Origin of the sequence: Brevundimonas sp. UBA5936 (assembly GCA_002430835.1) — a bacterium.
Lineage (GTDB): Bacteria > Pseudomonadota > Alphaproteobacteria > Caulobacterales > Caulobacteraceae > Brevundimonas.
In genome coordinates this window covers 44619-67053 of the sequence record DJDA01000045.1, presented here as the reverse complement: position 1 = coordinate 67053, position 22435 = coordinate 44619, and the positions used below count along the sequence as shown (strand labels likewise).

The 22435-nt window shown below is 67.2% G+C and carries 13 protein-coding genes (1 of these 13 running past the window's edge); 3 read left to right on the top strand and 10 right to left on the bottom strand.

Annotated features, from left to right (window positions below; all coding sequences use genetic code 11):
- The 3 genes in view from B2Y21_RS04905 to B2Y21_RS04895 are tightly spaced (at most 44 nt apart) and all read left to right on the top strand, a layout consistent with a single transcriptional unit that may run on beyond the window.
- On the top strand, nt 1-861 hold the 3' portion of the coding sequence (locus tag B2Y21_RS04905) for an FAD-dependent oxidoreductase (RefSeq protein WP_422653066.1). 177 nt of this gene lie to the left of the window's left edge; the window shows 861 of its 1038 coding nt (coding positions 178-1038); the start codon falls outside the window, past its left edge; the stop codon is at nt 859-861.
- Complete coding sequence (gene gltB / locus B2Y21_RS04900; RefSeq protein WP_292057533.1) at nt 858-5384, top strand: glutamate synthase large subunit; 4527 nt, start codon at nt 858-860, stop codon at nt 5382-5384. The genes B2Y21_RS04905 and gltB overlap by 4 nt, the downstream gene beginning before the upstream one ends.
- A gap of 44 nt (nt 5385-5428) precedes the next feature.
- Nucleotides 5429-6757: an ammonium transporter gene (locus B2Y21_RS04895; RefSeq protein WP_292057532.1), complete on the top strand. Its 1329-nt coding sequence runs from the start codon at nt 5429-5431 to the stop codon at nt 6755-6757.
- Nucleotides 6758-6829: 72 nt separating this feature from the next.
- On the opposite strand, the gene B2Y21_RS04890 is transcribed toward B2Y21_RS04895, so the two are convergent.
- From B2Y21_RS04890 to B2Y21_RS04845, 10 genes are all read right to left on the bottom strand, one after another.
- Nucleotides 6830-8074 carry a metal-dependent hydrolase family protein gene (locus B2Y21_RS04890; RefSeq protein ID WP_292057531.1) on the bottom strand — a complete coding sequence of 415 codons (1245 nt, stop codon included), beginning with the start codon at nt 8072-8074 and terminating at the stop codon, nt 6830-6832.
- A gap of 191 nt (nt 8075-8265) precedes the next feature.
- Nucleotides 8266-11202, bottom strand: a complete 2937-nt coding sequence (locus B2Y21_RS04885) for a TonB-dependent receptor domain-containing protein (RefSeq protein ID WP_292057530.1) — start codon at nt 11200-11202, stop codon at nt 8266-8268.
- A 397-nt stretch (nt 11203-11599) separates the two neighbouring features.
- A complete protein-coding gene (locus B2Y21_RS04880; protein WP_292057528.1) occupies nt 11600-12862 on the bottom strand; it encodes a peptide MFS transporter in 1263 nt (420 codons plus the stop codon).
- 32 nt (nt 12863-12894) lie between these two features.
- Entirely contained in the window at nt 12895-15123 is a 2229-nt protein-coding gene (locus B2Y21_RS04875) for a TonB-dependent receptor (protein ID WP_292057526.1), read from the bottom strand.
- 31 nt (nt 15124-15154) lie between these two features.
- Complete coding sequence (locus B2Y21_RS04870) at nt 15155-16135, bottom strand: dipeptide epimerase (RefSeq protein WP_292057524.1); 981 nt, start codon at nt 16133-16135, stop codon at nt 15155-15157.
- A gap of 194 nt (nt 16136-16329) precedes the next feature.
- Entirely contained in the window at nt 16330-17046 is a 717-nt protein-coding gene (locus B2Y21_RS04865; RefSeq protein ID WP_292057522.1) for a helix-turn-helix domain-containing protein, read from the bottom strand.
- 9 nt (nt 17047-17055) lie between these two features.
- A complete protein-coding gene (locus B2Y21_RS04860; protein ID WP_292057521.1) occupies nt 17056-18633 on the bottom strand; it encodes a serine hydrolase in 1578 nt (525 codons plus the stop codon).
- Between the two features lie 254 nt (nt 18634-18887).
- Entirely contained in the window at nt 18888-20450 is a 1563-nt protein-coding gene (gene guaA, locus B2Y21_RS04855; protein WP_292057520.1) for a glutamine-hydrolyzing GMP synthase, read from the bottom strand.
- Nucleotides 20447-21142 (bottom strand): 5'-methylthioadenosine/S-adenosylhomocysteine nucleosidase, encoded by a 696-nt coding sequence (locus B2Y21_RS04850; RefSeq protein ID WP_292057518.1) that lies wholly within the window; start codon nt 21140-21142, stop codon nt 20447-20449. The genes guaA and B2Y21_RS04850 overlap by 4 nt, the downstream gene beginning before the upstream one ends.
- Nucleotides 21139-22434, bottom strand: coding sequence for an RsmB/NOP family class I SAM-dependent RNA methyltransferase (locus B2Y21_RS04845; RefSeq protein WP_292057516.1), 1296 nt, complete (start codon nt 22432-22434; stop codon nt 21139-21141). Before B2Y21_RS04845 ends, B2Y21_RS04850 begins: the two co-directional genes overlap by 4 nt.
- Nucleotide 22435 lies beyond the last annotated feature (1 nt).

Here is a 22435-nt window from a genome sequence, read left to right as displayed (position 1 = left end):
GGCATCCCCGGCTTCAAGCTGGAGAAGCGCATCGTCCAGCGCCGCATCGACCGTCTGATCGAAGGCGGGGTCCAGTTCGTGCTCAACACCAACGTCGGCGTCGACATCTCGATGGACGAGCTGCGTGATCGCCATGACGCCGTCCTGCTGGCCATGGGCGTCTATCAGGCCCGCACCCTCAGCGTCCCCGGACGCGGTCCGGACGACACCGTCGCCGCACTCGACTTCCTGATCGCCCAGAACCGCGTCGACTGCGGCGACGCCGCCGATGCGTCGGCGCCCCACGCCGCCGGTCGCGACGTGGTCGTCGTGGGCGGCGGCGACACGGCCATGGACTGCGTCCGCACCGCCATCCGTCAGGGCGCGAACAGCGTCGTCTGCCTCTATCGCCGCGATCGCGACAACATGCCCGGCTCGGCCCGCGAGGTGCAGAACGCCGAGGAAGAAGGCGTCCGCTTCGAATGGCTGGGCGCGCCCAAGGCCCTGATGTCCAAGGGCGAGGCTGTCGTCGCCGTCCGCGCCCAGCGCATGGCCCTGACGGAAGCCGCTCCCGGCCAGCGTCGCGACATCGCCCCTGTGCCCGGCTCGGACTTCGACCTGCCGGCCGATCTGGTGATCGAGGCTCTGGGCTTTGAACCCGAGGCCTTCGCCGAGCAACTCGACGCCGGCCTGGGCCTGACCAAGTGGAACACCCTGCAGGTGGCGCGTGGCGGTTTCGCTACCACCCTGCCCGGCGTGTTCGCCGCCGGAGACGCCGTGCGCGGCGCCTCCCTCGTCGTCTGGGCCGTGCGCGACGGCCAGGACGCCGCCGCCGAAATCGACCGCTACCTGCGCGCGCGTACCGAGGAAGCCGCGGCATGACCGACGCATCGCAATCCAACTGGCTGGCCCAGTATGAAGAAAACCGCGCCCGCCTGATCGAAGGCGGCGCCTATGACCCTGCATCCGAGCGCGACGCCTGCGGCGTGGGTCTGGTCTGCGCCATCGACGGCAAGCCGCGCCGCGAGATCGTCGAGATGGCCATCAAGTCGCTGAAGGCCGTGGCCCACCGTGGCGCGGTCGACGCCGACGGCCTGTCCGGCGACGGCGCGGGCGTCATGATCGAACTGCCCCAGGCCTTCTTCGCGGCCCAGGTGCGCGCCGTCGGCCAGACCCTGCGCCCCGGACCCATCGCCGTGGGTCAGGTCTTCCTGCCGCGCACCGACCTGGGCGCCCAGGACCACGCCCGCGCCATCGTCGAGGCCGAGGCCATCCGCTCGGGCTTCTACATCTACGGCTGGCGTCAGACGCCGATGGACCTGTCGGTGGTGGGAGTCCGCGCCGACGCCACCCGGCCCGAGATCGAGCAGATCATGCTGGCCGCGCCGGAAGGCATGGAGATCGAGGCGCTGGAGCGCGAACTCTTCCTGTGTCGCCGTCGCATCGAAAAAGCGGTGCAGGCGAGCGGCCTGAACGGCTTCTACCTGTGCTCGCTGTCGGCCCGCTCCATCGTCTATAAGGGCATGGTCCGCGCCGAGCTGCTGGGACAGCTGTATCACGACCTGAACGACCCGACGGTCGAGGCCGGCTACGCCGTCTTCCACCAGCGCTATTCGACCAACACCTTCCCCGAGTGGAAGCTGGCCCAGCCCTTCCGCATGCTGGCCCACAACGGCGAGATCAACACGCTGCAGGGCAACCTGAACTGGATGCGCAGCCACGAGATCCGCATGGCGGCCTCGGCCTTTGGCGACCGCGACCAGGAGGTCAAGCCGGTGGTCCAGCCGGGCGGTTCGGACTCGGCGGCCTTGGACAATGTCTTCGAGGTCCTGGTCCGCGCGGGTCGTCCCGCCCCCCTGGCCAAGGCCCTGCTGGCGCCCGAGGCCTGGTCCTCGGACGACGTGGTGATGAAGCCCGAGCACCGCGCCCTCTACGCCTACTGCAACGCCGTCATGGAGCCGTGGGACGGCCCCGCCGCCCTGTGCGCAGTCGACGGCCGCTGGGTCGTGGCGGGCAAAGACCGCAACGGCCTGCGTCCCCTGCGGGCCGTGGAAACCGTGGACGGCCTGCTGCTGGCCGGTTCCGAGGCCGGCCTGGTCCCCCTGCCCGAGGGCCGCATCAAGCGCCGCCTGCACATCGGTCCCGGCAAGCTGATCGCCGTCGATCTGAAGCACGGCCGCATCTACGACGAACATGAGGCCGTCGACGCCCTGGCCGCCGCCCAGCCCTATTCGGACTGGCTGGAGAACATGGTCGATCTGGAGCCGATCATCGGCCCCGGACCCGAGCCACGCGCCGCCACCGGCGAGGCCTTGATCCGTCGCCAGATCGCCGCCGGTTTCAGCCGCGAGGATCTGGACCTGCTGCTGGACGCCCTGGTCCGCGACGGCAAGGAGGCGGTCGGCTCCATGGGCGACGACGCCCCGCCCGCCGTCCTGTCCAGCCTGCCTCGCCCGTTGGCCCACTACTTCCGCCAGAACTTCTCGCAGGTCACCAACCCGCCCATCGACCCCCTGCGCGAAGCCGGGGCCATGAGCCTGAAGACACGCTTCAAGAACCTGGGCAACATCCTGGCCCAGGACGAGGCCCAGACCGAAGTCTTCGTGCTGGACAGCCCGGTCCTGACCACCGGCATGTACCAGCGCCTGCTGGGTGTCATCGCCGACGGCTCGACCACGGTGATCGACTGCACCTACCCGGTCCCCGCCGAGGGCGACCGTTCCGGCGCGGGCCTGCGTCAGGCGCTCGACCGCATCCGCGACGAGGCCGAGGCCGCCGCGCGCGAGGGCGCCACCTTGATCGTCCTGACCGACGAACACGCCTCGGCCGAGCGTCTGGCCGCGCCGATGATCCTGGCCACCGCCGGGACGCACGGCCGTCTGATCGCGGCGGGCCTGCGCACCTATTGCTCCCTGGTCGTGCGGTCCGCCGAGACCCTCGACCCGCACGCCTTCGCCGTTCTGGTCGGGGTGGGCGCCACCGCCGTCAATCCGTGGCTGGCGCAGGAGCTGTTCCAGGAACGTCTGGATCGCGGGGCCTATCCGGGCCTGACGCTTCACGACGCCTGCCTCAACTACAAGCACGGCATCGAGGCCGGTCTGCTCAAGGTGCTGGCGCGCAAGGGCATCAGCATCATCTCCGCCTATCGCGGCGGCTGCGAGTTCGAGGTCCTGGGCCTGTCGCGGGCCCTGGCCGCCGAGTTCTTCCCCGGCGCCCCGTCGCGCATCTCCGGCATCGGTCTGGCCGGTCTGGAGCAGGCGGCGCTCAAGCGTCACACAGTCGCCTTCGGCGCAGCGGTTCCCTCCCCGTCGATGGGCGGCTTCTTCCGCATCCGTGCGGGCGGCGAGGCCCACGCCCATGACGCGAAGACCATCCACCTGTTGCAGGACGCGGTGAACCGCGGCGACTTCAAACGCTTCAAGCAATACTCAGCCGCCGTTCGCGAACAGGCCGATCTCGCCCTGCGCGACCTGCTGGACTTCAAGGAGGGCCTGACCCCGGTCCAGTTGCACGAGGTCGAAAGCGTCTCGGACATCCGTCGCCGCTTCCTGTCCCAGGCCATGTCGCTCGGCGCCCTGTCGCCTGAGGCCCACGAGACCCTGAACATCGCCATGAACCGGATGGGCGCGCGCGCCGTCTCCGGCGAGGGCGGCGAGGACCCGGCCCGTTACGTCCCCCGTCCAAACGGCGACAACGCCAACTCGGCGGTCAAGCAGGTGGCCTCGGGCCGCTTCGGCGTCACCGCCGAATACCTGAACCAGTGCCGCGAGATCGAGATCAAGGTGGCCCAGGGCGCCAAGCCCGGCGAGGGCGGCCAACTGCCCGGCTTCAAGGTCACTGAATTCATCGGCCGTATGCGTCACGCCGTGCCCGGCACGACCCTGATCAGCCCGCCGCCGCACCACGACATCTATTCGATCGAGGATCTGGCCCAGCTGATCTACGACCTGAAGGCGATCAACCCCGACGCCAAGGTCACGGTCAAACTGGTCTCGGCCACCGGCATCGGCGCCATTGCGTCGGGCGTGGCCAAGGCCAAGGCCGACGCCATCCTGATCGCCGGCCACAACGGCGGCACGGGCGCCTCGCCCCAGACCTCGGTCAAGCACGCCGGCATGCCGTGGGAGATCGGCCTGGCCGAGGCGCATCAGGTCCTCAGCCTGAACCACCTGCGCTCCTCCGTCAGCCTGCGCGCCGACGGCGGCATCCGCACCGGCCGCGACGTGGTCCTTGCTGCGCTGCTGGGGGCCGAGGAATACGGCATCGGCACCTCGGGCCTGATCGCCATGGGCTGTCTGATGGTGCGCCAGTGCCATTCCAACACCTGCCCGGTCGGCGTCTGTTCGCAGGACGAGCGCCTGCGCGCCAAGTTCACGGGCACGCCGGAAAAGGTGGTCAACCTGTTCACCTTCATCGCCGAGGAGGTCCGCGAAATCCTGGCCTCCATCGGCGCCCGCACCATCGACGAGATTGTCGGCCGCACCGACCTTCTGCGTCAGACGCGGCGCGGCGGCTCGCATCTGGACGATCTGGACCTCAACCCCCTGCTGATGAAGGTCGACGTCGACCGTCCCGGCCGCTGGGCCGACAAGGTGCGCAAGCCCGTCCCCGAGAGCCTGGACGCCCAGGTGCTGAAGGACGCCCAGGCCTTCCTGGAGCGCGGTCAGACGCTGGAGCTGTCCTATCCGCTGAACAACACCCAGCGCACCGCCGGCGCCGGCGTTTCGTCCGCCATCGTCCGCAAGTTCGGTCCGGAGGGTCCGCAGGGCCGTCTGAAGCTGAAGCTGGAAGGCATCGCCGGTCAGAGCTTCGGCGCCTTTGGCGCGCGTGGCCTGATCCTCGACGTCACTGGCGAGGTCAACGACTATGTCGGCAAGGGCCTGTCGGGGGCCGACATCCACGTCCGTCCCTATGAGTGGCGCGCGGACCAGCAGGTCTGCGGCAACACCACCCTCTATGGCGCCACCTCGGGCCGTCTGTTCGTGGCGGGCGCGGCGGGCGAACGCTTCGCCGTCCGCAACTCGGGCGCCGAGGCCGTGGTCGAGGGTCTGGGCGCGCACGGCTGCGAATACATGACCGGTGGTCGTGTGGTCGTGCTCGGCGCGGTCGGCTGGAACCTGGCGGCCGGCATGAGCGGCGGCGAGCTGTTCGTGCTCGACGCCGACGGTCGCGCGGCTCAGGCCCTGAACGGCGACATGGCCGGGGTCGGTCGCATCGACGCCGAAGCCGAAGCCCGCCTCAAGGCCCTGATCGAGGCCCACGCCGCCGCCACCGCCTCGCCTCTGGCCAAGCGCATCCTGTCCGACTGGTCCCAGTTCGCGCCGCGCTTCGTCCGCATCGCGCCCAAGACCGTCCTCGCCGTCGAGGCCGCAGAACCCGACGTCAGGCTGGCCCAACCGGCCTGACGTCGCCCGCCCCTTTTCGCCCGCGTCTTCTCCCCGAGACCTTCATGACACCACCGACGATCACCAAGGCCGCAGCATTCTGTTGCGGCCTTTTCGCCATGGCCCTCGCGGCGCCCGCCTTCGCCGCCGCCCCGCCCGATCTACTGGCGCATCAAGTCCCGCTGGCGCTGGACGGCCCCGGCACGGCCTGGATCCTGACCTCGACGGCCCTGGTGCTGATGATGACCCTGCCGGGTCTGGCGCTCTTCTATGGCGGCATGGTGCGCAAGAAGAACCTGATCGCGACCATCGCCCATTCCACGGCGGCTATGGCCATCGTCACCGTTCTCTGGTTCGTCGCCGGCTACACCCTGTCCTTCGGAACCATCGACGGCCCGGCCAACGGCTTCATCGGCAGCGTTCAGGCCCTCTTCCTCAACGGCGTCGGGGTGAAGACCGCCCACGCCCTGACCCCCGGCCTGCCCGAGTTCCTGTGGATCAGCTATCAGCTGACCTTCGCCATCATCACCCCGGCCCTGATCGCGGGCGCCTTCGCCGAGCGGATCAAGTTCTCGGCCAGCGTCCTCTTCTTCACCCTGTGGCACCTGATCGTCTATGCGCCGGTCTGCCATCAGGTCTGGGGCGGCGGATGGATGGGCGAACTGGGCGTGCTCGACTTCGCGGGCGGGGCCGTGGTCCACGTCAATGCGGGCGTGGCGGGCCTGGTCTGCGCCATCGTGCTCGGCCCGCGTCACGGCTGGGGTCGCGACAACATGGCCCCGCACAACCTGGCCTTCACCGCCATCGGCACCGGCCTGCTCTTCGTCGGCTGGATGGGCTTCAACGGCGGCTCGGCTGCGGGCGCCAATGAGATCGCCGCCGTCGCCGTCTTCAACACCCTGCTGGCCCCCGCCGCCGCCGCCGTCGGCTGGATCGCGGTCGAGTGGACGCTGAAGAAGAAGCCGACCCTGCTGGGTCTGCTGACCGGCGTGGTCGCGGGCCTGGTCGCCATCACCCCAGCCGCCGGTTTTGTCGATCCCAGGGGGGCCTTCTTCATCGGCCTGATTTCAGGCCCGATCGCCTATGTCGGCGCGGTCTGGCTCAAACACAAACTCAAGTATGACGACAGCCTGGACGCTTTCGGCGTGCACGGCGTCGCCGGGATCGCCGGCGCCCTGCTGACCGGGGTCTTCGCCAACGCCGCCATCAATCCCCTCGCCGAAGGGGCAAGCGTGTGGAAGCAAGCCGTCGGCCTGGGCGGCGCCATGGTCTGGAGCGCCGTCGGCACCTTCGTCGTGCTGATGATCTGCAAATACACGGTCGGCCTGCGCGTCCAGACCGAGGCCGAGATCGAGGGCCTCGACTTCAGCCAGCACGGCGAGGCTCTTCATTAGGCGTCGCACTGTAGGAAACCAAAAAAAGGGGGCGGCTCTCGCCGCCCCCTCGATTGGCGTCATCCGCCAACCTCAGTCGTTCCGATAGGTCACGCCGCCCTTCATGACGTATTTGACGTGCTCCAGCGTGGTCACGTCGCTCAGCGGATCACCGGAGACGGCGATCACGTCGGCGGCGTAGCCGGGCGCCAGACGACCGATCTCGTTTTGCAGGCGGAAGTGGGTGGCGGCGCCGACGGTGGCGGCGCGGACAGCTTCCAGCGGCGTCAGACCCGCCTGCACCAGCAGGCCGAACTCCTTGGCGTTTTCACCATGCGGCGACACGCCGGAGTCGGTGCCGAAGGCGATCTGGATGCCCGCGCGGTGGGCGCGACGCGCCATGTCCAGCATCTGCGGACCGGCTTCCAACGACTTCTTGCGCTGGTTCGGCGTGAAGAAGCTCTCCGGACGCGAGGCCTCACGGGCGACGAAGTCGCCGGCCAGCAGGGTCGGCACCAGCCAGCCGTTGTTGGCCTTGAAGATGCGGATGGATTCGTCGTCCAGGAAGGTGCCGTGTTCGATCGAGTCGCCGCCGGCGCGCAGGAAGCTGTTGATGCCGTCCGTGCCGTGGGCGTGGGCGGTCACCGTGCGGCCCATGAAGTGCGCGGTCTCGACGATGGCCTGCAGTTCTTCGTTCGAGAACTGCTGGTTCAGGCCGGCGCCGGTGTCGGACAGCACGCCGCCCGTGGCCGTGATCTTGATGATGTCGGCGCCCGCGCGCACGCGTTCGCGCACCGAGCGACGGCAATCGTCGGCGCCCGAGCAGACGCCGTTCTGGCGCAGAACGGGGACCAGGGCGCTGTTCACGCCGTTGGCGTCGCCGTGGCCGCCGTGCGGCGTCACCGTACCGGCAGAAACCAGCAGACGCGGGCCGGGAATCTTGCCCGCCGCGATGCCGTTGCGCAGGGCCACGACGGCGTCGCTGGCGCCGCCCAGATCGGCGACGGTGGTGAAGCCGGCGCGCAGCGTCACCAGGGCGTAGGCCGCGCCCTGAACGGCGGAGTCGGCGGCGGTGTTGGTGAAGCGGGCGACGCGGTTGCCTTCCCCCTGCTGGTTGGTGATGTGGACATGGCTGTCGATCAGGCCCGGCAGCACGAACTTGTCCGACAGGTCGACCACGTCGCCCTGGCCGACGAAGCCGTTGACGATCTCGCGCACGCGGCCGTTTTCAATCACCAGGGTCTGGTTCTGGGTCACGCGGCCGGTGGCCGGATCAGCCAGCAGGCGCCCGGCGTGAATATAGGAGACGGTCGGAGCGGCGGCGGTCTGTTGCGCCACGGCCGGGGTTGAAGCGAGAAGAGCGGCCGCAAGGCCGACGACCCATGATTTCTTAGATGACAGCTGCACTGTGCTCCTCCACGCGGCGATAGGTCGCCGCCCCATTTGAAAATATTGCCGACGCAGGGCCGGGATCAGGTGCGGCGGGACAGACGCCCCGCCGCTATGGCTTCAGACCGCCTTGCGGAGATCTAGAAGGTCTTGGTGACCGCGACCGTGTAGTAGCGGCCGATGGTGTCGTAGTTCTGCGGATCGTAGGTGCCGCGGACGTCCCCCACTTGCGGCGGCGCTTCATTGAACAGGTTGGTCACGGTGAAGCGCAAGGACGTGTCGTAAGGCAGCGTCACCCGGGCGTTCAGGTCGAACACGTCATAGGCGTCCACGCCGCGCGCCGTGCTGGTCGGCGAGGTCACGCGGGCGCTGTTGATCATCTCCGACATGTGGCGCCAGCGTAGGCCGACATTCCAGCTATCACGCGAGTAGGTAACGCTGGTCGACGCCTTCCATTCGGGGTGCGCCTGGCCGGCGTTGGCCTCGATCGCCGTGCCCCAGGTGCCGGCGTAGTCGTACGTCGGCGCGCCCGGCAGGGCCTGGATCTCGAAGCTGTTCAGATAGCTGATCGCCGAGCTGACGCTGAGCTGCCCCTCGTCCGGCAGGCCGACATCGCCCAGGTGCAGACGCCAGTCCAGCTGCAGGTCGATGCCGGTGACGTTGAACTGGCCCAGGTTCAGCAGAGGCTGACGCGGGTTGATCATATAGCCGTCGTTGGTCCCGCGATCCTGCAGGGTGCAGTAGTAGTTGTTGGGATCGAACGTCGGGTTGTTGCCCCCGTCGTTGAAGCAGTAGCGGATGCCGTTGCCGACGCCCAGGACGCCGACCGCATCAGCCACCTTGATCTGATACCAATCGATCGAGGCGCTGATGTTGCTCAGCCAGGGCGACTGGAAGGTCGGCTGCAGCACCGTGCCGAACGAATAGGTGTCGGCCGTTTCTTCCTGAAGGTCAGGGTTGCCGCCAGTCAGGGCGAACACCTGGGCGGCGCCGAACTGGAAGTCGTTGATCAGGGCCGAAGGCACGCCCAGGGAGACGCAAAGCGCCTTGACCTTTTCGGCGTCGGGGCCGTTGCGGAACGAACTGCGGTAGTCGCAGGGGTCGCCGTTGGTGTTGCTGGCGGACGGCGTGCCGATGTCGACCGTCGCCGACGACACGGGCGAATACAGCTCGCCCACGCTGGGGGCGCGGACGGCGCGGTTGTAGCCGCCGCGCAGGCGCACCACGTCGTTCACCTGCCAGTTCAGGTCCGCCTTATAGGCATGGACGCCGCCGACCGAGCTGTAATCGGAGAAGCGGTAGCCCAGATCCATCTCCAGCGACTTGACGAAAGGCAGGTCGCGCAGCAGCGGCACCAGGAACTCTGCAAAGACCTCCGTCGTGTCGACATTGCCGGATGAAGCCCGCAACTCGCTGTAGCCCAGGATGTCGCTGGTGCCGTCAGGCTGGTCCAGGGCGCCGTCGGGGCGGAAGTCGAAGTGGTTGTAGCGATAACCCAGACCGGCGGCGAAGCGCACCTCGCCTGCGGGCAGGTTGAACAGCCCGCCCTGCATCGACGCCTCGGCCATGCGCTGAGTCAGCTCATTGGTGTTAGTGGTGCTGCGTCGCACATAATCCACGCACTCGGCCGACGGATCATGGTTGCCGAAGGGGTTGAAGCCCCCGGCGCAGAATTCCGACCCGCCGGTGGGGCTGTAGAGCAGGCGCGTGATGGCCGAGCGGCTGACGCCGCCGGTCTGGACGTTGTCGAAGTCAGCCTTTGACGCGCTAGCGTAGGCTTCCCAGGTCCAGTCCTTGTAGCCGACCTGGCCCGACAGGCCGCCGATGAACTGATAGACGTTGTAGGCGTAAGATTGCAGGCGTTCGCCCGCGAAATCCAGATCCTTCCATAGGGCGAAGTCCGCCGTGGGGTTGGGTCGAGACGCCAGTATGTGGGCGAAATCAGCTCCGATGTACGGGTTGGTCACCGGCGCCGACAAGGCATAGGCCAGCCCTGCCAGAGTTGGGTTGAAAGTGCCCTCAGATTCATAACTGGTCAGCGAACCTTGCAGGAAGAAGTCGATCTCGGGCGTGATCTGATAGTCGACGCGGCCGAACAGCGAATAGCGTTCATTCTCGTTCTGGATGCGCCCGCGGTTCCAGCCCCACAGCATGTTGGTGCCGGCGGCGTTCAGGAAGTGGTTGTCGGTCTCGGGATCCTTCAGGTTCATCACGGGCGAAGCGCCGCCCAGGTTGAACAGGGTCTGGTCACCGGTGTTGAAGCCGATCTGGCCGTTATAGAAGCTGCCCGCGCCCAGCACGGGATTGACGCCGTACTGGCCCACGAAGACGTCGTTCACGGCGCTCAGCGTCGGCCGGTTGCTGCCGAACCAGGCCGCTCCCTGGGAGATGATGGCCGTGTTGGACTGACGGTTGCGCACGAAATAGTAGTCGCGCTTGGACTGATAGGCCACGTCGCGCATGGAGTAGTCGAGCGAGATCACCGCCCGGCCGCGGCCCTCGGCGAAGGCGTCGCCGGCCGTGATCGACGTGCGGAAGGTCTCGCCGTCGCCGTAGTCGCTGATGCCGTACTGGGACGCGACGGTCACCCCGCTGAAGTTGCGCTTCAGGATGAAGTTGACCACGCCCGCAGTGGCGTCCGAACCATAGGCGGTCGAAGCGCCGCCGGTGATGACCTCGACATTGCCGATCAGGGCTTCGGGGATGATGTTCAGGTCGACCGAACCGTCCGGGTTGGACGGCTGCAGACGTTTGCCGTCCAGCAGCAGCAGGGTGCGCTTGGACCCCAGGCCGCGCAGGCTGGCGTAGGCCTGGCCGCCGTTCAGGGAGGTGGAGGACGACCCGGCCGTGCTCTGCCCCATGGCGCCCGAAAACTGGGGCATCTGGGTCAGGGCCTTTTCAACCGTGACCTGCCCGGTGTTCTCGATAGCCTCGGTAGTGACGGAGACCAGCGGACTGTTGGAAGCGTAGTCGCGGCGGGCGATGCGCGAGCCCGTGACGACGATTTCACTGACTTCGACGGCTGCGCCCGGATCTTCGGACGCTTCCTGAGCGACGGCGACGTTCGCCGCGCTCATCAGGGCTACTGACGCGCACCCGCCGGCCAGCAGGACACGATACATCGCGGGGCTACGACCCCGAGAACCACTAGAAAACATGAAATCCCCTCTGTTGCTGACGTTTCACCCGCGCCCCTCAGCGCGAGTCGATCCCCTGAAATCGCCCCCTTTTCGCCACTTTATTTCACGCGAAAAATTTCTCCACATGACCCGCTTTGATATTTAAAATTCGAAATGATTTTCAAAATTAGGCGTCAGCTACAGAATTTATCCTCACCTCAAGGCGAGTCCGGTGATGCTTTGAGGGAAAGGTCACATGCGACTGGAGGGTCGAAGACGGTCGAATTAGCCGCCCGACAGGCAAGACCTAGCCGCTCGAGGATTCTGGTCGTCGGCTGAAATGGCCAGGAGACGCCTAGGCCTCAACAGTCCTGAATGGTCGGATGAGCAGGAGCAAACCCAAACCCGACGCGCTGGCGACCGCCCCCATCATCGCAAAATAGGCTGCCGGCGACATGAGACTCCAGGTCGATCCGACCAGCCCCGCCAGCAGGTTTCCGGCAAAGGCGGCCAGGAACCAGGCGGCGATCATGGTGGCCGTCATCTGCACCGGGGCCAGTCGCCCGAACAAGCCCAGCCCAACGGGCAGGATGAACAGTTCGCCGCTGGTCAGCAGGACGAAGAAGGCCACGAGCCACAACCAGTGGACAGCCCCCTGCCCCGCCAGCATCGCGACCAGCGCAAGACCGAAGAAGGCGCCCGCGACCAAGGCTGCGCCCGTCGCCATCCGGGCCAGGGACGACATCCCCCTCCCCTTGCGCGCAGATCGATCCCAGGCCGTGACCAGGATCGGCGTCAGCAGGAAAACCAGCAAGGGATTCAGCGACTGGAACCACGTCATGGGAATGGTCCAACCGCCCAACGATCGCTCCACGTCGCTGCCGATCCACAAGGCCAGGGTGTTGCCGACCTGCTCATAGGCGACGCGGAACACGACCACAGCCAGGATCACGCCGCCGAACAGCATCAGAGACGACCGTTCCAGCCCGGCGCCCTTGACCTTCTCTTCCCGCGCCGCGCGCGGCGGATCGGCAGGCAGGTAGCGCCCGCCCAGCAGATAGATGGCCAGGCCCGCCGCCATGCCGACCCCGGCCAGGGCGAAGCCCCAGTGCCAGCCGTAGATCTCGCCCACCGCGCCGCAGACCAGCGGCGCCATGAAGGCCCCCAGGTTCACGCCCATGTAGTAGATGTTGTAGGCGCTGCCGCGACGCGGATCGTCGGGCTTGTACAGCCCCGCCACCTGGCCCGGCAGGCTGGGCAGGAACAGGCCGTTGCCGATCGCGATGACAGCCAGCGCCGGATAGAAGAGCGCCTCCGACGCCATCATGAAGTGGCCCAGGATCATGATGGAGGCGCCCAGAACCACCGAGCGTCGCCGCCCCAGCCAGCGGTCCGCCAGCACCCCGCCGAAGATGGGCGTCAGATAGATGACCGCCGTATAGACGCCGTAGATGATCGACGCCCGCCCCTGCTCGATCAGCAGGGTGGTGGTCATGTAGTAGACCAACAGGGTCCGCATGCCGAAGAAGGAGAACTTCTCCCACATCTCGGTCAGGAACAGGACGGTCAACCCGCGCGGCTGGCCCAGGAAGCTCTTTTCACTGGCGGCGATGGTCATGCGGCTTGGTCCTCCCCCGACCTCGACCCGTTTTAGAAATAGGCCTGGATCGTGAAGCCGATGGTCCGCGGCTGAACGGTGATCCAGCTTTCCGGCGCGACCTGGCCGACGGCGCTGGCCAGCACCCGGCCGTCGTCATCGAACAGGTTGCGCACGAAGACCGACGCCTCGATCGGGCGCCCCGGCAGGCGAACTCCCGCCGTCAGGTTGACCAGATGATAGTCGCCGTACTCCCGGTTGGCCGCGTTGTCCGTGTCAAAGCGCGTGTTCATCTTACCCGTGTAGCTGTAATCGATCCGGGCGTAGGCGTCCCGAGCCTCGAACACGGTAAAGGCCTGACGCGCGCCGGCGCTGATCTGCTCGCGCGCCACGCCCGGCACACGGTCTCCGTCCGACCAGGTAGTGAAGGGCACGTCCTCGGTCAGGGTGGAATCGGTCAGCCCCACCGTGCCGTAGACGTCCAGGGCGTCGTTGACGGCGAAGCGGGTTTCGATCTCGGTCCCAATGCTGCGCGCCTTGCCCGCATTGGTGCGGAACGAGAAGGAGCAGGACGGCAGGCTCATCGTCGTCTGGATGTCGGTCCAGTCGATGTAATAGACGCTGGCGTTGACGGTCAGGCGACGATCCATGAACTGGTTCTTGGAGCCGACCTCATAGTTCCAGACCGAGTCCGAACCGAAACTGCCCGGCGTTTCCTTCAGGCCCAGCTTGTCCAGATCGGCGCGACACAAGTCGGCCGGAACCGTGGTGTTGACCCCGCCCAGGCGGAAACCCTTGGACGCCTGGACATAGATCATGTTGTCCCGCGTGGCGTCGAACGACAGGTTGAACTTGGGCGTCACGCCGTCTTCAGAGAACTCACCCGCATAGCGCGACACGCCGCCGTTCAGCAGACCGGACGAGAAGGTCTCGTACTCCTCGCTGAAGTCGAAATAGCGCAGGCCCGCCGTCGCCGTCAGGCGCGGCGTGATCTTGTAGGAGATCTCGCCGAACACCGCCTTCTGCTCCTGACGGATGTTCTGGAAGCCATAGAAGGCCTGGTCCACGCCCGGCGCGCCGAAGTCCGACGACGGGGCGCCGACATGGGCGTCCAGCCCCGGCACGACGCCGTCCTGCGTATAGTCGCGCTTGCGGTCCTGATAGAAGACGCCGGCGATGTAGTTCAGCCGCCCTTCCCCGCTGGAGGCGATCCGCAGCTCCTGCGAGAAGTCCTCGATCTCGGTCGTGTCGACCAGGGGCGCCGGCGAATCCAGACCCAGGGCCGCCTCGGTCAGGAACTCCAGACTGGTGCGGTTGGTGTTCTTCTTCTTCAGGAAGGACGTCGAGGAATTGATCGAGGCCCAGCCCAGGTCATAGTCCAGCGCCGCGTTGAAGATGTTGATCCGGTCGGTCAGGCCGTCGAAGGCGCGGATGTTGCGCTCAAACGGCGCCGACTGGCTGGCGCGCGAGCCCGTCTCCAGGTCGTGGTACATATAGGTCAGGTTGGCGCGCAGTTCGGGGCTGAGCTGGGCCCCCAGCTGCAGGCGCGCGCCGGTCGTGGTGGCGTCGTTCTGATTGTCCTCGCCGGTCGCGGTATTGTCGATATAGCCGCCCTGATAGGTGTGATAGGCGACCGCGCGCAGGGCCACCGCGTCCGTGACCAGCGGCAGATTGACCATGCCCTTGGCGCTGTAGTTGGCTTCGCCGTGACGGGTGTGCGAGGCTGACCCCTCCATCGACGCCGAGAAGTCCGTCAGGTTCGGCTTGTTGGTGATGATGCGGATGGCGCCGCCCATGGCGCCCGAACCGTAGAGCGTGCCCTGAGGCCCGCGCAGCACCTCGACTCGCGACAGGTCATACAGGCCCAGGTCCGGGTTGAAGCCGTTCACCGAGATCGGCGTCTCGTCGATATAGACGCCGACCGTCTCCTTGTTCTGGGGCTCGTCGTTGCGAACGCCGCCGGTCGACACCCCGCGCAGGGCGATGGTCGACAGGCCCGGACCCTGTGACACCATGGACAGGCTGGGCACCGACGCCACCATGTCGGCCAGGCTGTTCTTGCCCGTCTCCAGGATCTCGGCGGCGGACAGGGCGGCGACCGAGTTGGCCACGTCCTGAAGATTTTGCGACCGCTTCTGCGCCGTGACCACGATGTCGTCGACCGTGGTGGCCGGGTCCGCCGCAGCCGCCGCGGAAGCCGATTGCGCCGCCGCCGGCGAAGCCGCCAGAGCCAGCACGACCGCCAGAGAACTCACGCCCAGATACTTCGTCTTGCCGCTCATCTTGGTTCTCCCTCCCAAAATCATCATGGCTTCAGCCCCACACGGTCCGGTCGAACAGACTCAGCCGGCGGCCGTCATGGCGCACGGCGGTGTCCGCCGGGTTCTTCAGCAGCAGGGACACGTCCAGATCGACGACCTCGCACAGCGTCCCGACCAGATAGGCCGGGGCCATGGCCAGGCCCGATCCCATCATGCAGCCGACCATCAGGCGCATCCCCCGCGCCTCGGCCTCGCGCGCCAGGGCCAGGGCCTCGGTCAGACCGCCGGTCTTGTCGAGCTTGATGTTGACGAAGGCGTAGCGCCCTTCCAGCCGATCCAGATCGCTGCGGTCCTGACAGGATTCATCGGCGCACAGCGGGACTGAACCGGTATAGCCGTCCAGTTGCTCGTCCTCACCGCGCGGCAGGGGCTGCTCAATCATGAAGACGTCCAGCGCGGCCAGTTCCGGCGCCAGGGCGTTCAGTTGCTCCAGAGTCCAGCCGCCGTTGACGTCCACGAACAGACGCACATCCGGCAACGTCTGACGCACCGCCCGCACACAGGCCATGTCGCTCGGCCCGCCCAGCTTCAGCTTGATCATGCCCGCATAGCGGTGGGTCGCGGCCAGACGCGCGGTCTCTTCCGGCGTCTCGATGCCGATGGTCACATCCGAATCCAGCTGGTCCGGCGCGCTCAACCCGGTCAATTCCCAGACCGAGCGGCCCGCAGCCTTGGCCTCATGGTCCCAGAAGGCGCAGTCCAGGGCGTTGCGGGCCGGTCCGGCCGGCAGGCGTGACTGCAGGGCGATGCGATCCACCCGGCCCGCCTCGATATCGGGGGCGATGGCGGCGAGCGCGTTCAGCACCGCCTCGGCGGTATGGCCGAACATCGGCATGGGGCAGGCCTCGCCCCGGCCGACCACGCCGCCGCCCTCCAGGGCCACCGCGACCACGTCCAGACCAGAGATTTCACCGAACGACACACGGAACGGCGTCGTCAGGTCCAGGCGCCGCTTCAAGGCTGTGAGCTTCACGATCCCTCCCAGAACTCGTTTTGCATTCACAGCAATATTCGTGAAAATTTGCACATGGCAAGAACAGATTTTGCAAAAAATGCATATCAAATTCCACCACGCGCAAAATCGCACCCCGCATCTCTGCGAGATGCCAGCTCAAACCCTTCTGGAACAAAGGAAATCCGGCCAGCGCCCGTCGCAGGACGCGGCGGCTATTCGTCGCCGGCTACCGGGAAGGCCGCCCAGGCCTCGCGCGAGAAGGCGCGGCTCTCGAAGGCGTCATAGCCGCGTCCGCCGCCGTGGAAGTATGTCACCAGCACCTCGGCCGGCTGGTTCACCGCGACGACGCTGTGCCAGGCCGAGGAATCCATGTGCATGGCGTCGCCTTCCTCGAGCAGGACCGGCTCCTGCCCTTCGACATAGGCCACGGCCGTCCCCTTGATGACATAGACGACCTTTTCGCCCGGATGGCGCACGAACTCCGATTCCCAGACGCTGACCGGCTGGAAATGAAAGTGGCCGCAGTCGAGCGCGCGTGTCTCGTCCGACCCGAACAGATAGTGGACCATGGCGTCGCAGAACCGCTCCGGACGTCTCTCCGGCGCCCGATCCACCGTCAGCCGCGCCGCGCCGCTGGCGGACGGCGGCGTCCCTCCCCGGCCTGGACCGCTGGATGCGTCTTCGGTCTCGTCCGGCGCGTCGCCCAGCAGGCGCTCGACCGGAACGTCCAGAGCCTTGGCCAGCAGATGCATCTTGTCGACCGTCAGCCGCAGCCGCGTGTTCTCGATCCGCGACAAGGACGAGGTCGGAATGCCGGTCAGTTGCGACAGCTGATCCAGCGTCAGCTTGCGGCTCTTGCGGATACGGCGCAGCGCCGCGCCGCCTGTGGCGGCTTCATCATCGACCGGCGGAAGGTAGGGGCGCGTCATGCCCTTTTCCTACGGTTGCTTCGCCGCCCTGACCAGCCGCAGGTCTCTGAAATTGAACGATGGGTCAGTGCGCGCCGATACAGGCGCCATTTCGATGTCGCGAACCTGGCCGCGTGGATCGAGGCGGAAGTTGACATAGGCGTCGGCGTTCAGCGCCCGGTCGCTCCAGGCGGCGATGAAGCGGTCGCCGTCGACGTGCCGCAGCCGTCCCGTCATGGCTTCAGAGCCCAGATCCATGACCAGATCCTCGCCCTCCAGCCGCACCTCGACCGGACCGAACCAGGCGTCGTCATAGCGTCCGACGTACTGCGCCAGAGGCAGTGCCGGGCGCGGCGCTTCTCCCGCCGCCGCGACCTCGGTCCCGGCGACCGCCGCGTCCGCCTGGGCGGCGCGAATGGCGGCCACCTCCGCCCGGCCCTGATCGGCGATGGCGCGCACCGGGCTGGCGCTGAACTTCAACGCGGCCAGTTGCTGTGCGATGGCGCGGGCGGCGCCGCTGGTCTTGTTGGTCATGACCATGACGCCGAAACCGTCGTCAGGATAAAGGCTCAGATAGCTGACCATGCCGGGCAGACCGCCGCCGTGCTGGACCTCACGACGACCGAAGCTGTCCTGCACCATCCAGCCCAGGGCGTAGGCGCTGAAGGTCGTCCCGGCCTGATAGGGCGAGGCCGCACGTCCGACCGGCATCAGGGTGACCGGGCTGAACAAATCCGCGCGGCGCACGGCGTCCAATTCAGGCCCCTTGTCCGGATCAAGATTGAAGGCCATCCATTGAGCCATGCCGCGCGCGTTGCAGAAGATGCCGCCCGCCGCCAGGGTGATGTCCGGCAAGGGGAAATCCACCGTCGTCAGCTGACCGTCAGCATAATCATGCGCCAGCGATCGCGCCGCGCTCGGCGCCAGCTGCTTCTGGTCCGGCACGCAGCTCCGCATGTCCAGACGGGTCAGGAAACGGGACTGGACCTCATCCTGCCAGGACCGCCCCGACACGCGCTCGATCAGGTCGCCGGCGACGATGTAGAGCAGGTTGTCGTAGGCGAACTCGGTGCGGAAACTGGACTTGGGCTCCAGATGCGCCAGCGCCTGATAGACCTGCGCCTTGTTCGCCTTGCCTTCCGTCAGCATCACCAGGTCGCCGGCATAGGGCGCCAGTCCCGATCGATGGCTGACCAGATCGCGAATGGTGAACTCGCGCGTCACCCACGCATCCGACAGACGGAACTCGGGCACATAGTCGATGACCGCGTCATCCCAGTCCAGCCGCCCTTCCTGTTCCAGTTGAGCGATCACCGTGGTGGTGAAGGCCTTGGAGATCGACCCGATGCCGAACAGGGTGTCAGCATTGACGGGCGTCTGCGTCCGATAGTCCACGACGCCGTAACCCTTCAGATAGGGCGCCTGTCCCGGCTGGATCACCGCGATGGCGACGCCTGGGATTTCAAACGACGCGAGCGCCGTCGTGACGACCTCATCAATCTGTCGCTCGCTGATCGTGCGATCGGGCTCGGCCGCCGCCGCGCCTCCACCGGCCACCAAGGCCGCAAGGCCAATAAATGCACCGGAATTGCGTAGCAGTGACATCATGATAGCCTCCCTTGCACAAAGGCTGGCTTCATTTTGCTATTTCTGCAAGAAAATAGCGCCGCGCTGAGCACGATTTCCCAGGAACGCCATGCTCACAGGGGCCGTCATTACACTCGAGGCGCTTTTGACGGCGCCGTCAGAAATGGCGCCAACAAAGGAAAAGGCCCTCCGAAAAATTCGAAGGGCCTCGTATAAATTCAGTTCCACATCGGGCGCTTAGAGGCGCATTCAGAAATGCTCCCGAAACGTCTGAATTATTCCCACTCGATGGTGCCGGGCGGCTTGGAGGTCACGTCGTAGACGACGCGGTTGACGCCGCGGACTTCGTTGATGATGCGCGTGGCGGTCTTGGCCAGGACGTCCCAGGGGAACTGGTAGAAGTCGGCCGTCATGCCGTCGGTCGAGGTGACGGCGCGCAGGGCCAGCACCTTTTCATAAGTGCGGGCGTCGCCCTGGACGCCGACCGTCTTGACCGGCAGCAGCACGGCGAAGGCCTGCCAGATGTCGTCGTACAGGCCCGCCTTGCGAATCTCGTCCAGATAGATGGCGTCCGCGTCCTGCAGGGTGGCGACGGCGTCCGGCGTGATCTCGCCGGGAATGCGGATGGCCAGGCCCGGTCCGGGGAACGGGTGGCGTCCTACGAAAGCGTCGGTCAGGCCCAGTTCGCGGCCTAGCGCCCGAACCTCGTCCTTGAACAGTTCACGCAGGGGTTCCACCAGCTTCAGCTTCATGAAGTCCGGCAGGCCGCCGACGTTGTGGTGGCTCTTGATGACGTGCGAGGGGCCGCCGGTCGGGGACACGCTCTCGATCACGTCGGGGTAGAGGGTGCCCTGGGCCAGGAAGGCGGCGCCTTCGATCTTGGCGGCCTCGCGGTCGAACACCTCGATGAAGACGCGGCCGATAGTCTTGCGCTTGGTTTCCGGGTCCGAAATCCCGGCCAGTTCGCCGAGGAATTCCTTAGACGCATCAACGTGCACCAGCGGGATGTTGTAGTGCTCGCGGAACAGTTCCGTGACCTGTTTAGCCTCGTCCTTGCGCAGCAGGCCGGTGTCGACGAAGACGCAGGTCAACTGGTCGCCGATGGCTTCGTGGATCAGCACGGCGGCGACCGATGAGTCGACCCCGCCCGACAGGCCGCAGATGACCTTGGCGTCGCCGACCTGTTCGCGGATCTTAGCGATCTGCTCGTCACGATAGGCGGCCATGGTCCAGTCGCCGGTCAGGCCCGCCACGCCGTGGGTGAAGTTCTTCAGCAGTTGGGCCCCGCGCGGGGTGTGCACCACCTCGGGGTGGAACTGCACGCCGTAGATCTTGCGCGTCTCATCGGCGATGGCGGCGAAGGGCGCGCCTTCCGAGGTGGCGATGACGTGGAAGCCTTCCGGCAGGGCCGTCACGCGGTCGCCGTGGCTCATCCACACCGGCTCGCGGTGATCAAGGGCGCCGATGCCGGCGAACAGGGGGCTTTCGCGGGTGATGACGATCTCGGCGCGGCCGAACTCGGCGTGGTGGCCGCTCTCCACCTTGCCGCCCAGCTCGGCGCAGATCAGCTGCTCGCCGTAGCAGATGCCCAGGATCGGCGCGCCGTAGTCGAAGACGGCGTGATCGACACGCGGGCTGTCCGCCTCGGTCGTCGAGTTGGGGCCGCCCGACAGGATGATGGCCTGCGGCTGCATCGCCGCCAAAGCCTCGCCGGCCTTGTTGTACGGATGGATTTCGCAATAGACGCCGGCCTCGCGCAGGCGGCGCGCGATCAGCTGCGTCACCTGACTGCCGAAATCGACGATGAGCACCTTCTGGTGTTGGGTCGGCTGGGTCATGAGGTCGAATCCGGGGCGAGCGATTGGGCGAGGGTTTGGCCCTGAAGGGCCGGAATTTCAAGGGCGAAGAGGCCGTGATCCGTCAGCACGGAAACCAAGCCGTCGACAGCGCGAGCCAGGTTCTCATCCACCAGATGCAGGGTCGAGGTCCAGTCGTGCAGGCCCGTCAGCTCGGCCTTGCCGTCCGACACGCCGCGCAGCGCCGCCAGCGGCCGGCCGAAGGTCTGGGCCGCGCGGACCAGCGCCCAGGTCTCCATGTCCACCATCTCGGCGTCGATGGCGTCATAGGCGGCGCCCGAGACGACGTTTCCGCCGGTCGACAGGCGCGCGCTCGGCACGCCGGGAATGGGGCACGGCAGCGGCAGGACGGCGGGCCTGTCCAGCAGCGGCGTCACGCCTTTGGGGAAGCCCAGCGCGCTGGCGTCCATGTCGCGATAGACCACGGACGACGCCTGATAGACCGCCGCATGATCCAACACGCGCGACCCGCACGAGCCCAGCGACAGGATCAGGTCCGGCGCCTCTCCCCTCGCCTCCAGCCGCGCCAGAGCCGCCGTCAGCGCCACTGCCCCTTCGACCGGCCCGATGCCGGTCATCAGCGGGTCGATGCGGGCGCGCAGGTGCTCGCCATACTCGGCGGGCGCCGCCATCACCGGCAGGACCGTGACGGCGCCGTAGCGCTCCAGCCTCATGAGACGCGCTCATAAAGGGCGATGAAGAAGCCGTCCGTGCCGGTCGCGGCGGGCGACAGACGCAGACGGTTGCCTTGCGCCAGCGCGGTCAGGCGTTCGCGCCCCGCCTCTGTCAGGTCCGCGCTGTGCGCCGCATCGGCGACGGGAACGGGCTTGAAGTCCGCGTGCGCGGCTTCGAAGGCGGCGGCGGTCGCCTCATTCTCGGCGCCGAGCACCGAGCAGGTGACATAGGCCAGACGACCGCCCGGCCGCACCAGCTTGGTCGCCTGCCCCAGAATACGCAGTTGCAGCGCGTGCAGACGGGCCACTTCCTCAGCCGTCAGGCGCCAGCTGTCCTCGGGCCGACGCCGCCAGGCGCCCGAGCCCGAGCACGGCGCGTCGACCAGCACCACATCGGCCTGACCGTTCAGATCCTCGACCCCGCCGCCGTTCGTGCCCAGCAGGCGCAGGTCGGCCTCGACGCCCACACGGGCCAGGCGCGGCTTCACGTTGTCCAGACGCTTGGCCGAGACGTCGCAGGCGATCAGCGCCCCCTGCCCCTGCATGGCCTGCACCAGACCCAGCGTCTTGCCGCCGCCGCCCGCGCAGTAATCCACCACCGTCGCGCCGGGGAAGGCGCCGGACAGCCAGCCGACGATCTGACTGGCCTCGTCCTGAATCTCGAAATGGCCGTTCTGGAAGCCGTCCAGCGGCTGCACGTTCGGCGCAGGCTCGGCGTCCAGACGCAGCCCCCAGCCCGACAGTTCGGTGCGCTGGGGCGACAGACCGGCGTCGCGCAGTTCGGTCTCGACCTCCTCCATCGTGGCGCGCAGGCTGTTGACCCGCAGATCGACCGGCGCGCGGCCGCTCAAGGCTTCGACCTCTTCGCGCCAGCGGTCGCCGTGGACCGCCTTCAGGTCCGCCGTCACGAAGTCCGGCAGGGCGACCTCGGCCAGATCGACCGCGTCCTCGCCCGCCATGACGCGGCCGCGCTCGTGCTTGGACAGGGGACGCGGGCCATAGCCTTCGCCGTTGTAGAGGCCTTCGATCTCTTCCAGAGTCGCGCCGTCCAGCACCGACAGGGCGCCGACGATCAGGGCGCGTCCGTCCTGACGCCCGCCCATGAAGGCCGACAGGCGGCCGCGCGCGCGCAGCACCTGATAGACGCGCTCGGCGATGGCGCGGCGGTCGCCCGAACCGGCGTAGCGGTTCTGCTGGCTCCAGGCCTTGAGCACGGCGTCGGCGGGCTGGCGGCCCTGCGAGATGCTGTCGATGATGGCGGCGGCGGCGGCCAGACGGGCGGCTGGGGTCAAA